This is a genomic window from Bradyrhizobium sp. SZCCHNS2022, from assembly GCF_032377575.1.
Taxonomy (GTDB): domain Bacteria; phylum Pseudomonadota; class Alphaproteobacteria; order Rhizobiales; family Xanthobacteraceae; genus Bradyrhizobium; species Bradyrhizobium aeschynomenes.
Map to the genome: position 1 here is coordinate 2,059,443 of NZ_JAUHHZ010000001.1, position 15,155 is coordinate 2,074,597.

Here is a 15,155-nt window from a genome sequence, read left to right on the forward strand (position 1 = left end):
CGTCATTCCGGGATGGTCCGAAGGACCAGACCCGGAATCTCGAGATTCCGGGTTCGATGCTTCGCATCGCCCCGGAATGACGGAGAGAGAGAGCGTCGCGTCAGACGCCCTGCAGCCGCGACAGCGCCTCCTGGAACTTGGCCTTGCGCGCCAGCGCCGCCTCGCGCTTCTCCTTCTCCTCCTCCACGAGCTCCTCCGGCGCGTTGGCGACGAACTTCTCGTTACCGAGCTTCTTGTCGACGCGCTCGATGTCCGCCTCGGCCTTGGCGATCTCCTTTCCGAGCCGGGTGCGCTCGGCGGCGAGATCGACGACGCCCTTGAGCGGCAACGCTGCCACCTCGCCGCGGATGACGAGCTGGGCCGAGCCTTCCGGCGCGGTGTCCGCAAAGGTGATGTCCGACAGCCGCGCGAGGCGCTTGATCACCTCGCTCCAGCGCGGCGCGCGGTCGCGGGTCTCGGCGGAGGCACCGACGAGGGCGAGCGGCATCAAGGTGGCCGGCGGGATGTTCATCTCGGCGCGGACCGAGCGGATCGCGGTGACGAGATCGACCACCCAGCCGATCTCGGCCTCGGCCGCCTCGTCCTTGAAGCTGGCGGCATCGAATGACACCAGCACCGGCGGCACCAGCGGATCGCCGAAGCTGGCAGCGGACAGCGCCGCGATCTCGGCGACGGTCGGCGTGTCGACGCGGTGCGGCCACGGCGAGAGCGTCAGCAGGCTGTCGCGCTTGGCCGTCGACTCCCACAGCGCCTCGGTGATGAAGGGCATGAACGGATGCAGCAGCTTGAGGATCTCGTCGCGCGCCCAGGCGACCATCGCCTTGGTCTCATCCTTGGCCGGCCCCTCTTCGCCCAGCAAGGTCGGCTTGGAGAGCTCGACATACCAGTCGCAATAGACGTCCCAGACGAAGCGGTAGATCGCGTTGGCCGCATCGTTGAAGCGATAGGCCTCCAGCGCCTCGGTCACCTCGCGCGTGGCGGCGGCCGCCTCATGGGCGATCCAGCGGTTCAGCGTCTCCTTCGCGGAGGCAGGATCGAAGCCCTCGGGGACGGTGCAGCCGTTCATCTCGGCAAAGCGGCTGGCGTTCCAGAGCTTGTTGGCGAACTTGCGGTAGCCCTCGACCCGCTGCGTCGACAGCTTGATGTCGCGGCCCTGGGCGGCCATGGCGGCGAGCGTGAAGCGCAGCGCGTCGGCGCCGTGCTCGTCGATCAAGGCCAGGGGATCGATGACGTTGCCTTTCGACTTCGACATCTTGGCGCCCTTCTCGTCGCGGACGAGCGCATGGATGTAGACGGTCGAGAAAGGCACCTCCTTCATGAAGTGGATGCCCATCATCATCATGCGGGCGACCCAGAAGAAGATGATGTCGAAACCGGTGACCAGCACGTTGGTCGGGTAGTAGCGCTTCACCTCGGGCGTGTCGTCGGGCCAGCCGAGCGTCGAGAACGGCCACAGCGCCGAGGAGAACCAGGTGTCGAGAACATCTTCATCGCGGGTGATGAAGCCCTCGCGCTTGTTGCGGTCGAGCGCCATCTCACGGCCCTGCTCCGCCGTGATCACTTCTTGCTCGACGTAGTAGCCGATGGCGTGGCCGACGGCCTCCTCCTCGGTCTCGGCGACGAACACCTTGCCGTCGGGGCCGTACCAGGCCGGGATCTGATGGCCCCACCACAGCTGGCGCGAGATGCACCAGGGCTGGATGTTCTCCATCCACTCGAAATAGGTCTTCTCCCAGTTGCGCGGCACGAACGTCGTCGCGCCCGAGCGCACGGCCGCGATTGCCGGCTGCGCCAGGGTCTTGGCGTCGACGTACCACTGGTCGGTCAGATACGGCTCGATGACGACGCCGGAGCGGTCGCCATGCGGCACCATGTGCGTGTTCGGCTCAATGCGCTCGAGGAAGCCGAAGGTCTCAAGCCGCTCCAGGATCTTCTTGCGCGCAGCGAAACGCTCGATGCCGTGGAACTCCTTCGCAAACTCCTCGGAGCCCTCCGGCAGGCCGCGCAGATAGTCCTCGTTGTCGACCAGCGCGATGCAGCCCTCGCGATCGAGGATGCTGATCTGCGGCAGGCCGTGGCGGCGGCCGACCTCGAAGTCGTTGAAGTCGTGCGCCGGCGTGATCTTGACCGCGCCGGTGCCCTTCTCCGGATCGGAATAGGTATCGGCCACGATCGGGATCTCGCGCCCGACCAGCGGCAGGATCACGCGCTTGCCGACGAGATGCTGGTAGCGCTCGTCATCGGGGTGCACGGCGACCGCGCTGTCACCCAGCATCGTCTCGGGACGCGTGGTGGCGACGACGATGAAGCTCGAGGGATCCTCGGGACTGAAGGTCTTGCCCTCGATCGGGTAGCGCAGGTACCAGAGGTTGCCCTTGACCTCGATCTGCTGGACCTCGAGGTCGGAGATCGCGGTCAAGAGCTTCGGGTCCCAGTTGACGAGGCGCTTGTCCTTGTAGATCAGGCCGGCGCGGTGCAGCTCGACGAACACCTTCACGACGGCCTTGGACAGGCCCTCGTCCATGGTGAAGCGCTCGCGGCCCCAGTCGCAGGACGCGCCGAGGCGCTTGAGCTGGTTGATGATGGTGCCGCCGCTCTCGTCCTTCCATTGCCAGACGCGCTCCAGGAACTTCTCGCGACCCATCTCGCGGCGGCCCGGCTGCTGGCGCTCCATCAGCTGGCGCTCGACCACCATCTGGGTGGCGATGCCGGCATGGTCGGTGCCGGGCTGCCACAGCACGTCGCGGCCGCGCATGCGCTCGAACCGGCACAGGATGTCCTGCAGCGTGTTGTTGAGCGCGTGCCCCATGTGCAGCGAGCCGGTGACGTTCGGCGGCGGGATCACGATGGTGAAGGGATCGGCGCCGCGGCGATCGGGGCGGCCGGCGGAGAACGCGCGGGCATCCTCCCAGATCAGGGACATGCGTCCCTCGAGGTCGGCGGGCTGATAATTCTTCTCGATCATGACACTTCCAGCGGGCGCAAGGCCGCCGTCCAATTCGGGATGGCGCGGCTCGTCCGGGTCTTCATCGCGACCTGAAAAAGCTCGCGCAAGCTATTGGGGCTTGGGCTCTTTTCGGACCGACGTCCGGCCACCTATCGCGCTCTCGGAGACCTCTCTCCGATCCGCCCGGCCGGCATCAGCTTGAACAGGCTAGAAAGCCGCCGCGGGCCGCCAAGTCAACAGCGGCGGCCAACATTGACGGCAGCGTGAGAGCCCCGCCCTGTCCTCAGCGGCCCCGCGAGACCCGTTCGATCTCGGCCTTGACGATGCGCTCGACCAGGGCCGGAAGATTGTCGTCCAGCCAGGATTTGAGCATCGGGCGCAGCATCTCCTTGACGAGATCCTCCAGCGTCCGGGCATTGTTGCTCAGCACCGTGTTGGCCAGCGCGTTGAACGCCGACTCGACGGCGTTGACCGTGGATGGCGCCATGATCGGCTGCTTCGGCGAGACCTGCTCGAACGAGGTTTCGAAGCTGGCGGCCTTGTGGTTGAGCCGCCCGGACTCGATGAACTCGATGTCGTCCTGCGGATCCACCTTGCGGAAGGAGGCCGCCGCGGGGGCCGGAGCGGGGGTCGGTGGTGCCACTGCCATGTCGTCCGTCAACTCGAGTACTTCTGGTTCGGGCTCAGGCTCGGGTTCCGCCGGCCTGACCTCGGCGACCGGAGTCGTTTCATCCAAACCCGCCAGCAATGCGTCAATGTCGTCCTGATTGTTCGTCGCAGCCGGCGCAGGCGGCGGCGCCGGTGGGGGTGGCGCAGGCTTGGCAGGAGCCGCCGCAATCTTCGACGGCGGGATGTCGTTCATCACGGGCTTGGGCGCTGGAGCGGGCGCAGCAGCAGGCTTCTCGGCCTTCACGGGCTCGGGGGCGGCCGCCTTCTCGGCTGCCGGCGGCTTGGCTTCGTCGTCGGCAATGATACGCCGGATCGACGCCAGAATCTCCTCCATGGAGGGTTCTTGGACCTTCGCAGGCTGCGTCATTTCCGACTCCAAATCAGCGATGCCGCCGCACGCGTCGGCTTAGCGCAAAAGTCCCGGGCGCCGGATCCAATTGGCTTGGACTTCTCAACGGACATGCCAAACTGTCTCCAGACGAGGCCCGATTGATACAAAACAACAGAACGATACTGCTCATCTCGGAGTCTATTCTTGGAACAACATCCGACGTAGTCCGAATCGTTCGGCGGCCATTTTGAGGCTATGTCATGGCAACAAATGAATGCAAGCAACGCCCGCCGCGAACCGGTGGAGCACGGAGTTCGCCGGGCAAGCGTCGCGCAATCATCACAACCACAGCATGTGCCATAAAAAAATCCCCCGGCCAAGGACCGAGGGATCAGCACTGATATTAAGATTTCACTAACGACCATCGGGGGTCCGTGCACCCGCCCAACTGTCCCGAACCTGCTGGTAGTGCACGCTCGGATCGTAGGTTGTCGTCGGCAGGTTCAGCACCTGCGGCGAAAGGCGTCCGACGGTCTGAAGGACCGAATAGGATGCAACCACACGGTCGTGCTGGGCGGTCACCAGCGAGACCCGCGCGTTGACGAGCGCCTGCTGGGCGTTCAGGACGTCGAGAGTGGTGCGCTGGCCGGCCTTGGCCTCCTCGCGGACGCCGTTCAAGGCGATCTCCGAGGCCGAGACCTGGGCCTGCGCCGACTGCACCTGGGCCTTGCCGGCGAGCAGCTTGCCCCAGGCAGATACCACGTCGGAGCGAGCCTGATCGCGCGTCTGCTCAAGGACCAGACGCTGCTGCGACAACGACTCCTTGGATTGACGGATCAGCGCATATTCCGCGCCTCCGTTGTAGATCGGGACGTTCACCGAGGCGACGGCCGAAGCGGTGAACCCACGGTAGGACTGCAAGCTCGACTCATAGCCTTGCTGGGCTTGAGCCTGGAGATTGACCGTCGGCAGCAGCGCACCTTCGTTGATCCTGACCTGCAGGTATTGGACGTCGATGCCATACATCGCCGAGGTTACGCTCGGGCTTTCCGTCAGCGCCGTTTCGATCGACTGCTGCAGAGACGGCGGCAAGTACCGGTCGACAGGAGAGCCTGGAGCCAAGTTCTCGGGATCGTTGCCGATGATGCGGCGGAAGTTCGAGCGCGTCGCGGTCAGGTTGGCTTCGGCCGTGAGCTGCTGGGTGCGGCCCGCGGCGAGCTGCGCTTCGGATTGTGCGACGTCGGTTCGGGTCACCTCGCCGACGTTGAAACGATCGCGGGTCTGCTTGAGTGTCTGCTCCAGCACCCGCGTGTTGCTGCGCTGGACCTCGACGATCGCCGCGTCGCGCAGATAGTCCATGTAGATGGTAGCCGCCTGCAGCAGGACCTGCTGCTCCAGCACGCGGAGGGCCTCGCGTTGCGCCGAGACGTTCGCCTCGGCCCTGCGCACGCCGTTTGCCGTCTGCTGGCCGTTGTAGAGATTCTGGTTGACGGTCAGACCGACGCTGCGGGGCCTCTGTACGCCGTTAACGGCCGGTGCCCCCGGCGCTGCCTGCAAGTCCGTATATTGAATGCCCGCCGTCGCAGTCAGATTGACCTTCGGCCGATACCCGGAGAGCGCCTGTGGGACGCCTTCGTCGACCGCACGCGCCTGCGCCCGCGACGCGTTCAGTTGCGGGTTGTTCTGATAAGCGCGCACCAGCGCAGCCTCGATCGTGTCGGCAAGCGCAGGCGCCGGCCCCGCACAAGCCATCACGAGAACCGCAGCCGCCGCCGCGGTGACGAGCTTCACCCCAAACATCCCTGTTCCATTCATTTTGTTACCGGCTCGAACGCCAGAGCCGGGCCGTAACTTGTTGAAGAGACTCCCGCGCACCTCGCACCTTATTCCCCATGCAAGCGCAACGGAACCACCCTCCCCTGGAACTCCTGCGGAAATCTCCCCACGTGCAGCATCCGGGCCACACTTCTGATTTGAAACAGAATTTTGCCTGAGCGGAGCCGCCAAGACGACTCAACGACGGCCCATTGCACGACCGGATGACCGCACGCCCGAGCGAATCGAGAGGGAACGTCGATGAACGCCTAGAACACGAACTCGGGGACCCGTTCGAGACCGGGAAGGACTGGTGCCGCGGCATCGAAAAGGACCCTGCTGCCGATGTCACCATGCGATCGCGTAAAGATCATGGCACGGGCGGGCCTGGTTTTGCCGAAGACGCCGACGAGCCGCCCGGCGTCCTTGAGCTGGCGACAAAGGCCGTCGACAGCGATCTCGGTGGCCCCATTGAGCAGAATCACGTCGAACCGGCCGTCGGCCGGATCGCCCTGCACGGCCGGCGCGACACGAATCGTAACGGGGCACCCTTCGGCCGCGCCGAGCAACTGCTTGGCGCGTCCTTCCAAGGCGGGATCGATCTCGGTGGCGGTCACGCTGCCGGCCAGCCTGGCGGCCAGGGCCGCGAGATAGCCGGTCGCGCAGCCCACGACGAGGACGCTGTCGGTCGGCTTGATCTCGGCAGCCTGAAGCAGCTTTCCTGTCAGCATCGGCTTCATCAGAAACCGCTTCGCGCCAGCAGTTTCAGAGACGTCGAGATCGAGATCCAGATAGGCCAGCGCCTGCCGGTCGGCGGGAGCGTAAGCCTCCCGCGGCACGGTCAACATGGCGTCCAGCACGCGGTGGTCGGTCACGTCGTTGGTCCGGACCTGACCATCGACCATTTTTTGGCGCGCCGTCGCGAATGAAGACATGAGCAGACCTGCAAGCAAAGCGGATGGACCGCGAACGATCTGCGCAATCTTTTGGTACAAGGCTCCCGAAAAGGCAACACGCGGTTCGAACGGACACACCGCGATGTCGGGTGATCGTCGACGGGACTACTCGATCACCACAGCCAGCCGGCCGATCAGTTGCACGATCTCGTCCAGCTGCTCCGATTCGCCGCGTGTCACGGCATCGGCCAATCGCGTGAGGCACTCGTCATCGCTGAGACGCTCGAGCGGGTCGGGAATCAGCGAGGGCGCAGCGACAGCCTGGGTGAACTGGATGATGGTGTTCGGCATCTGACAACACTCCCTGACCCCGGTGACTGGCAAGTTCCAGCAACTATCGGTGCCGGTTTGCCGCTGTCCAAGTGAAATTCTTGTCATCCAACTGTGGGCGCCAGCTGCCCACCAACCGTTCAAAATCAGAGTAAGTTGCTGAAAAATCGTGAAATTGGCTGAGCAACCGTAATTGTCATCAAGATGCGATTTCGTTCTATGCAAGGCGAAAGGGCTTTGTTATACGCACCCCGCTCGCGAACATTGCTTCGCCTGTTCCTCGGTAGCTCAGCGGTAGAGCATTCGACTGTTAATCGAATGGTCGCTGGTTCGAATCCAGCCCGGGGAGCCAGACACTTGGCTCTGGCCCTTCCCAAACAATCCAGATCGATCCAAAACACAGGCGTAACACCCTGCTTTTTCTCTGGCTTTTGCCCTAGGGTCCTTCCAACCCCGTCTTTTGACGTTCGAAGCAGCGCCCGAGCATGGGGGTAGCGGTTGGGGGTACCGGCCTTTGGGGGGTGCAAAGTTGGGGGTATCATCCCTCCGTTCCAAACGGAGCCCGGAGATGCCCCCAAATGAAAGCGATCCATAAGCTTACCGACGCCAAGATCAGAGCGGCCAAACCGGCCGAGAAGTCGTTCAAAATGTCGGACGGCGGCGGCCTTTACCTGCAGGTCGTGGCTCATGGGCGCGGCTATTGGCGATACAAGTATCGGATCGGTGGCAAGGAACAGACCTTCGCGATCGGGACCTATCCGACCGTCACCTTGGCCGAGGCGCGCGAGGAGCACCGTCAGGCGGCCTCGCTGGTCCAGCGCGGCGGCGATCCCAATGCCGAGAAGCGCAACCGCAAAGAGGTCCAGAAGCAGGCGGTTCCCTTTCGTGAGGTCTCCGCCCTCTGGCTGAAAGAGCAAGCCTTGGGCGATGGCGTCGCCAGCAAGACGGCCGACCGCGCCGAACGCATGGTCCGGTATCTCGACAAGGCCTTCGGCAAGAAGCAGATCGCAGAGGTCAAAGGGTCCGATCTGGTCGAGGTGCTGCGCGCTGTCCAGGCCGAAGGCAAATATGAGACCCGCGTCCGGCTCCAGGGCGTTGCCCGCAAGATCATGGGCTTCGCTGTCGGCCGCCACTACATCCCGGTCAATCCGTTTGTCGGCGTCAACGACGACGGCAACTCCTTCCGGGGCACCAAGAGAAGCCGAAAGAAGCGCCCCGCTCTGATCACCGAGACCGAGTTCGGCCAATTGCTCCGGGCAATCGACCAATACGAAGGCCGCGAGGGCAATCTGACGGGCATTGCATTGAAGCTGCTCGCTCTGACGTTCGTCCGGCCGGGCGAATTGATCGGTGCCCGATGGGACCAGATTGATTTCGAGGCCCGGAAATGGTCGGTGCCCTTCAATGTCCTGAAGCAGCGGACGCAGCGGACCGAGGCGGACGATCCCCGCGCGGGCAAGCCTCATGAGGTCCCGCTCGCAAGGCAGACCATCGCCCTGCTCGGCGAACTGCACGACCTGACCGGCCACACGCCGTACCTGTTCCCTGGCCGCCAGTCGGCCCGGACCATGAGCGAGAACACGCTCAACGTCGCCCTCAAGGCCATGGGCTACACTAATCGCCATGTCGCCCACGGTTTCCGGTCGTCCGCCTCGACCCTCATCAATGAGGCTCGAATCGAGCGGAACGGTCGTCCGGATTGGCTTTGGCCGGAGCAAGGCACCCTCGTTGAAATGCAGCTCGACCACAACGATGATTCGACCCGGTCGCTCTACAAGCGATCGGCCGATGGCGCGTGGCGCGAGCGGACCGAGATGATGCAGTTCTGGGCCGACAAGATCGACCAGCTGCGCGACGCGCCAAAGCCCGATCTGCGTGTGGTTGCCGCGTAGAATCGAGTTCTCAGATGAAGACCGTGAGCCGCTCATTGCTTCTGCGCTTGGCGCTCGCCTCCGCGTCTTGGGCTCTCACCGCTGACCTCGGGCTTGCCGACGAGATCGTCGGCCGTGCCACGGTGGTCGACGGCGACACCATCGAAATCCACGGCGAGCGCATCAGGCTTTGGGGGATCGATGCCCCGGAGAGCGATCAGCTTTGCCGCAACAGCGACAGCGATCTCTATCCGTGCGGCCGACAGTCGGCGGCATCGCTGGCCGCGATCTTGTACGCAATTCCCCGCCCGGTGACCTGCACTCCGAAGGAGAAGGACCAATATGGCCGGACAGTCGCGGTCTGCCTGCTCGGCGTTCCCGGCCCCGACCTTGGCCAATGGCTCGTCTCCAAGGGCCTTGCCCTCGACTGGCCCAAGTACTCGCAGGGGCAGTATGCGGAGCAGCAGCGCGCCGCCGAGAAGGCCGAGCGCGGCATGTGGGCGGGCAGCTTCGTTGAGCCGTGGCGCTACCGGGAGTGTGTGCGTGCTGGCGGGCGACCGGCAGCCTGCTCGGACGATCCGGCGCCGCCGCAACAATCAGGAAGCCCCGATCAACCCGGCGCTCGCAGGAAACCCTTATAACCCTTGCTCTGACAGCCACCGAGCTCGCTCAAGGTGGCTGTCATAGACGCGCCGCGTCCGATCTGGCTCCGCATCCGGGTCGCGATGCAGCACGATCCGCGCCACCTCCCGCCAGTCGGCTCCAGCGTCGGCGGCATCGAGAAGCCGGAGGTAAGTGACGAGATGGTCCTCGTCATACTCAGTCAGGACTTCATCGGCGGGTGCCAGGTCGGCGACATCTGGATCAAGCGGCGGCTTTTGCATCGGCGCTCCGGGAGGACTGACGATCTCGACGGCGAAGTTTCCGCCCATCGACGCCTTTACCAAGGCGAGCCGGAATCTCGGAGGGCTTATCACGTGAGCTTGACGGGCTTACCTCTTGGGGTTGAATGGACCCATGAAAGCGGGGGCTGTCATTGTTCTGCTGGGGCTCACGGCCCTGGTATCTTATTCGGTTGGGCGGCAAGGTGCGCCCGGCAATGGCACTCCTGCGCCCACTCCTGCCCCCGCCGCGCAAGTCGCCGTGAGCAAGCCGGTGGAGTTTGTTGCCGTCCCGACCGAGACCGCCAGCCCGTCGATTGCCAAACCGGAGACGACTGCCCGTCCGATCAGTCAGACGCCCACCAGCCTAACCCCGCCAGCCAAGCAGGAAGGCGATCGCCAGCCAGCGCCGACGCCGACCAAGCTCGCGCCGCCAGAGAAGCCCGCCCAGCCCGATACTAAGCGCAAGGTGGAGACCGCGCTCACTGCCGCCGCCATCGTCGCGATCCTTATCAAGGCGAGCCGAGAGCAGTACTACGCCACAGGCCACCCGTGCGCTTGTCCGGATGATCTGATGAGAAACGGCAGAGCGTGCGGGGCACGCAGCGCTCATTCAAGGCTGGGAGGCGCGTCGCCTCTGTGCTATCCGAGCGACGTCAAGCCGGAGATGATTGAGGACTATAGACGTCAAGCGGCGCAGGCCAGCCGATAGGATCGGGTCGAGAACATCAGCGGCATGGGCTCCCCGCTTCAGCGTCCCGCGCACCCGGCATCAACCCTGCGGCTTCATCCCAAGGCGCTCGCCGCACATGCTGCCGTAGGCTCCGACAACGCCGAGCAAGCCGTCACCTGCGTTCGGGTCCTCGGTGTTGAGCTGCTCAATGATGCCGGTCGGCGATGTGACCACGCTGACCTTGCAAGCGTAGGTCTTCGCGCTTCTGTCACTCGTCAACGTGGTCTCAGTCGCCAGCTGCCAGACGTGGGACGATTGACCGCTGTTCATCCGGAAGCTGCTTGTCGGCGGCCCCCACTTCATAACCAGGGTATCGACATTCTTCCCGACGTATTCCTGACCGAGGCGCGCACGGACCTCCGGCGCAGACGCTGCACATGCTCCCAATACGGTGCAGATGGCCACCACCCCAAGCAATCTCATCGGCTCCCCCTCTGATCCCAATGAAACGGAATCGTTTGGCTCTGGCAACACCCAAGGTAGCGCCGCGAACCGTTTTCCGACCGATCGCTGGCATTCGGCATCGTGCCGATTGGCTAGACGTCACAACGTCCCGCAGGTTGCGACGCGCTTGTGCACAGCCCCAAGACCTAGCGGCTTTCCATAAGGCCGGTTCACCGGGATCATGTGGTATGAGCACCAAGTCACGCGAACGCCTCTACGGCACGGCCATCCGCATCGCAGCGGAGCAAGCCGCGCGCGCCCGCAAAGAGGCCGATCGCCTCGCCTGCATCGCCTGGAACAAGCTCATGCTTGAAGCCGGTGGACCGGGGCAACCCTCGCCGACCCTGGGTGACGCCTTGAACGGAGGCTTCGGCTATCTTGAGGTCCGGTGCCTCGGCTGCGACACCAACCAGACCGTGGCGCTCGACGTCATCAGGCGACCGAAGACGACGCCGATACACGAGCTGGAGCGCTACATGCGCTGCAAGGATTGCTCGCAGTTGCGTGGGTATCAGCGCAGTGCGCTGGTCGCGCTGCGTGAGATTAAGGTCTCGACCGTGAACTCCAGGCCAATTTGATCGCTGATTAACAGAGGTTGAGCATTTCGGTACCGCCCCCCAAAGGTTGACACGGCAACCGGGGCAAATATGCTTTGAGTGATACTCATTGTGGCAGGTGATCCATGTCGAGATTGCACCTAGTCATTCTTGTGTCGGCGCTATTGTTAAACTCCGCTCGCGCGAAGACCGAGACCTTAACTCTTCCTCCCGGATCGCTCAGGTCGAACTACCCGATCGTAAGCTATTTCACCGGGGAGATGATCTGGAACGACACGGAAAAGGGGCCAATATGCGCAAGTGCATGGGGAGTAGCACCCTGCTCATTGGTTCGCGAATGGAGAGATCGCATAAAGTTGGATTTCTCGGACTTCTATATTCACTATCGGGCAGGTCAGATCGTCTGGAACGATTCGACACAGGGACTCATCTGCGTACCACCTAGGGGCGGTGCCGCCCCATGTGGGATAGTTTGGGAACGGATGACTAGCCTCTCGCGAGGTGGTCTTTTAGGCAACTTGCCGCAGCTTCCATCTCAGCCGCCAACCGATATTTATCGCCATAACACGCCGCTTGCGCCGGGCGTAATCGCTCCCGGAAGGCTTATCGAAGAGAGACCTTGGGGTTTCTGTCCACCGCCATGTGATAAGTAGTATGACGAAAGATGCGGATCAACTCACCGAGATCTACAATCTGCTTTGTCGCAGCGCGCTGAATAAGGAATACTATGGCCGACGGCTTCATAAAACCCAAACGCTGAGTGACGTTTTGGAGATATTGATTGCCGTCGGCACGACGGGAAGCGGTGTCTCGGGAATTGCGGCATTCACCATTGAGCCATACGGACGCTGGATTTGGGGATTCTTAGCATCAGCTTCGGCCTTACTTGCAGTGGCAAAGCCAATTATACAAATCAGCAAGCGAATTGAGCGACTAACCCGTCTCTATGTCGGGCATACCGACAACTACACAAACTTACTAATACTCGTGAGCCGTATAAGGCGGCACGGCGGACTCAATGACGAAATGATGAACTTGTTTGAGACGGCAGAGGCTCGTTTCCTGGAGCTCGCGAAGGAGGATGATCCACACCCTGATCGGCATCTACTACAGCAGTGTGAAAGCATGATCCGCGAGCGGCACCCTCCGCAGTCGGCTTGGTATCCTAAGGCCTCGTCTGAGATGCTTGAACATCCCTAACGCTCCAATCAGCGACTGGAGCATTCGCCGCAGCCGACAATCACAAATGTGCAACCTCTACAGCATCACGACCAATCAAGCTGCGATCGCTGAACTGTTTCGGATCGTCCGGCGCTACGAAGGCAACCTGCCGCCGATGCCCGGCGTGTTCCCGGACTATCCGGCCCCGGTCGTGCGCGGCAACGACGAGGACCGCGAGATGGCGCTGAAGCGATGGGGCATGCCGCCCCCGCCCCGAACTGGTGGGCCGCCGGTCACCAACATCCGCAACACGTCGTCACCACACTGGCGCGGCTGGCTCAAGCCGCAGAACCGCTGCCTTGTGCCCTTCAACAGCTTCGCTGAATACGCGCCGGAGCCGAATCCGGAGACCAAGAAGAAGGACGTGGTTTGGTTCGCGCTGTCCGACGATCGGCCGCTGGCCTGCTTCGCGGGCATCTGGACCGAGTTCAGGGGCGACCGGGGCACCAAGTCCAAGCCGGTCCCCGGCCCGCATCTGATCTATGGGTTTTTGACGACAGAGCCCAATGCCGTTGTCGCGCCGATCCATCCCAAGGCAATGCCGGTGATCCTGACCACGGCTGAAGAGCGCGAGGTGTGGCTACGCGGACCATGGGACGAGGCCAAGAAGCTGCAGCGACCATTGGCGGATGATGCGCTCAAGATCGTCGCGCGGGGCGAGGCAAAGGAAGATAGTTCCGCATCAAGTTGACCCAGACGCCATTCCGCCTGAGCATGTAGCCTGTTTGCTTTCCCATCCCGCGCTACCGCCCCGGATTTTAGAACCCCCGGCGACTCGTCTATATTCGAGTTTTTGCCGTTGGAGCCAGCCATGCTGAAAGCAACGGAACAGGAGATCGAGGAAGTCCGGGAATATTTTGAATGGCAGGCACCCGACCTTGAAGTGACTTTCATGCAGAAGGTCTATTCAGAGGTCGTCGTGAACACGTGCCACGACGTCTGGGACATTCACACCGACAAGGATCGCTGGTGGGTCATCACGGGCGGCATGAACCTCTATTCTCAGCAGCAATTCCCGAACATGGACCTTGCTCTGACATTCCATATAGGCTTGGCCCTACGCATCCCTCGTACGGAGGAACAGCAGGAACACGATCTGCACATTCTCCAGTTCGGCCCCGTGTTTGAGAAGATGGATGAAGCCGGAACGGCCGTAATACAGGCGCAGAGCCTTGCCGACTATCAAGCCGTTGGAGTCCGCTGCCGCGAAGCGCTACTCGAATTGATCGGGGTCGCGCAGGACGCGGCGATATGGACTGACAACCCGCCACAACGGGCGAACTTCCGGGCCTGGATAGACATCATATGTAACGATCTCTTGCGAGGCGAGACCAACAAAGAGCGTCGCGGTGCCCTCAAGGGTGCCCTTGAGTCTGCATGGACGTTTTCCAACTGGCTAACGCATTCGAAGTCGGCCACCTGGATTGACGCCGACATGGCCCACTCGTTGATCCAACACGCCAGCGGCATGGCGATCGGAATAATCCTGCGCGCGGTGCGCGGTGTGCCTGACGAATGTCCGAGTTGCGGTTCTCCGCATCTCGAACCACAACAGGGTGAGAACGGAGCCGCACCCGGCGTAGTTTGGGAACGACCGCGTTGTGCCGACTGCGGATGGACCGGAAGGGCGGTCCCTATCCTTGATCTGGGGGATGGACAGCCGATCATCACTCGCGAGGGCATCAAGACGGACGATCATAGTATTATGACTGTTCCGCTGCGAACGATCCTTCGGCCGGGCGATCCGCCGATTGAGCCGCTGAAAAACGCAGACTCTGGTCCGCCCGAGCCCGTCGTCTATTTCGCCTATGGGTCCAACATGTTAACCGCTCGCCTTCGCGAGCGCATGCCAAGCTGTAAACCAATTGGCGTTGCTACTTTGCAGGGTTACGAGCTTCGATTTCATAAGCGCAGCAGGGATAAATCTGGAAAGTGTAACGCGTTTGCCGTTGGCAACAACAAGGCCGTGATCGGGGTCCTGTTCAGCTTCGATCCTGCCGAGCGCGGTAAGCTGGATGAAGCTGAAGGCGTCGGCGGCGGCTATGAGCACTCGATGGTTACGGTCACGAACGACAAAGGCCGCCGGCGCAAGGTCCTCACCTACATCGCCACCCCTAACTACATCGATGACACGCTGAAACCTTATGGCTGGTATAGGGACCTAGTCCTTGCGGGCGCCAGAGAACACGGTCTTCCACCCGAGTATATCGCAGAATACATCGAATCGGTTGAGGCGGTCGAAGACAGCAACAGGAGCCGGGACCGGAAGCGGCGCGCCACACTCCCGGCGCGGTGACAGAGTTGGAGCTGAGCTAGCGACTCCGCTGCCCGGGCGGCCCTAGTGATTCGCAATGATTAAGTCGCCAAATTAAGTAATAATAAGTTGATGGGGCTTCGGCTGCGGAGTCTCTCCGCAAGGAGGCAGTTACGCTATCTTGTTGCTCAACTACAACAAACAAG

Annotated in this window: 14 protein-coding genes and 1 tRNA gene; 8 read left to right on the forward strand and 7 right to left on the reverse strand. The window is 62.5% G+C overall.

Going from position 1 to position 15,155, the window contains the following annotated elements:
- Positions 1-100: 100 nt before the first annotated feature.
- The 5 genes from QXZ94_RS09135 to QXZ94_RS09155 all read right to left on the reverse strand — a co-directional run bounded on the left by QXZ94_RS09135 (position 101) and on the right by QXZ94_RS09155 (position 7,009).
- Positions 101-2,965 carry a valine--tRNA ligase gene (locus QXZ94_RS09135; protein WP_315720135.1) on the reverse strand — a complete coding sequence of 955 codons (2,865 nt, stop codon included), beginning with the start codon at positions 2,963-2,965 and terminating at the stop codon, positions 101-103.
- Between the two features lie 265 nt (positions 2,966-3,230).
- On the reverse strand, positions 3,231-3,983 hold the full coding sequence (locus QXZ94_RS09140) for a DUF2497 domain-containing protein (RefSeq protein WP_315720136.1): 753 nt from the start codon (positions 3,981-3,983) through the stop codon (positions 3,231-3,233).
- Between the two features lie 378 nt (positions 3,984-4,361).
- Complete coding sequence (locus QXZ94_RS09145) at positions 4,362-5,747, reverse strand: TolC family outer membrane protein (protein ID WP_315720137.1); 1,386 nt, start codon at positions 5,745-5,747, stop codon at positions 4,362-4,364.
- Between the two features lie 284 nt (positions 5,748-6,031).
- A complete protein-coding gene (locus QXZ94_RS09150; RefSeq protein WP_315720138.1) occupies positions 6,032-6,697 on the reverse strand; it encodes a protein-L-isoaspartate O-methyltransferase family protein in 666 nt (221 codons plus the stop codon).
- A 126-nt stretch (positions 6,698-6,823) separates the two neighbouring features.
- Positions 6,824-7,009: a hypothetical protein gene (locus QXZ94_RS09155; protein ID WP_172108807.1), complete on the reverse strand. Its 186-nt coding sequence runs from the start codon at positions 7,007-7,009 to the stop codon at positions 6,824-6,826.
- Positions 7,010-7,265: 256 nt separating this feature from the next.
- Between QXZ94_RS09155 and QXZ94_RS09160 the strand changes: the two genes are divergently transcribed.
- The 3 genes from QXZ94_RS09160 (at position 7,266) to QXZ94_RS09170 (ending at position 9,500) form a co-directional block, all read left to right on the forward strand.
- Positions 7,266-7,340: transfer RNA gene (locus QXZ94_RS09160), tRNA-Asn, on the forward strand.
- 226 nt (positions 7,341-7,566) lie between these two features.
- On the forward strand, positions 7,567-8,880 hold the full coding sequence (locus tag QXZ94_RS09165) for a tyrosine-type recombinase/integrase (protein ID WP_315726170.1): 1,314 nt from the start codon (positions 7,567-7,569) through the stop codon (positions 8,878-8,880).
- A gap of 14 nt (positions 8,881-8,894) precedes the next feature.
- Positions 8,895-9,500, forward strand: coding sequence for a thermonuclease family protein (locus QXZ94_RS09170; protein ID WP_315720139.1), 606 nt, complete (start codon positions 8,895-8,897; stop codon positions 9,498-9,500).
- Here the strand turns inward: QXZ94_RS09170 and QXZ94_RS09175 are convergent.
- Positions 9,495-9,743, reverse strand: a complete 249-nt coding sequence (locus QXZ94_RS09175; protein ID WP_315720140.1) for a DNA -binding domain-containing protein — start codon at positions 9,741-9,743, stop codon at positions 9,495-9,497. The two genes, QXZ94_RS09170 and QXZ94_RS09175, sit on opposite strands and share 6 nt — an antisense overlap.
- A gap of 259 nt (positions 9,744-10,002) precedes the next feature.
- On the opposite strand from QXZ94_RS09175, the gene QXZ94_RS09180 reads away from it, so the two are divergent.
- Complete coding sequence (locus tag QXZ94_RS09180; RefSeq protein ID WP_315720141.1) at positions 10,003-10,452, forward strand: hypothetical protein; 450 nt, start codon at positions 10,003-10,005, stop codon at positions 10,450-10,452.
- Between the two features lie 60 nt (positions 10,453-10,512).
- On the opposite strand, the gene QXZ94_RS09185 is transcribed toward QXZ94_RS09180, so the two are convergent.
- On the reverse strand, positions 10,513-10,896 hold the full coding sequence (locus tag QXZ94_RS09185; RefSeq protein WP_315720142.1) for a hypothetical protein: 384 nt from the start codon (positions 10,894-10,896) through the stop codon (positions 10,513-10,515).
- 209 nt (positions 10,897-11,105) lie between these two features.
- Here QXZ94_RS09185 and QXZ94_RS09190 point away from each other — a divergent pair, with 209 nt between their 5' ends.
- From QXZ94_RS09190 to QXZ94_RS09205, 4 genes are all read left to right on the forward strand, one after another.
- Positions 11,106-11,495 (forward strand): hypothetical protein, encoded by a 390-nt coding sequence (locus tag QXZ94_RS09190; RefSeq protein WP_315720143.1) that lies wholly within the window; start codon positions 11,106-11,108, stop codon positions 11,493-11,495.
- Positions 11,496-12,128: 633 nt separating this feature from the next.
- A complete protein-coding gene (locus QXZ94_RS09195; protein WP_315720144.1) occupies positions 12,129-12,674 on the forward strand; it encodes a hypothetical protein in 546 nt (181 codons plus the stop codon).
- Positions 12,675-12,720: 46 nt separating this feature from the next.
- Positions 12,721-13,386, forward strand: a complete 666-nt coding sequence (locus tag QXZ94_RS09200; RefSeq protein WP_315720145.1) for an SOS response-associated peptidase — start codon at positions 12,721-12,723, stop codon at positions 13,384-13,386.
- 120 nt (positions 13,387-13,506) lie between these two features.
- Positions 13,507-14,991, forward strand: a complete 1,485-nt coding sequence (locus tag QXZ94_RS09205) for a gamma-glutamylcyclotransferase family protein (RefSeq protein WP_315720146.1) — start codon at positions 13,507-13,509, stop codon at positions 14,989-14,991.
- Positions 14,992-15,155 lie beyond the last annotated feature (164 nt).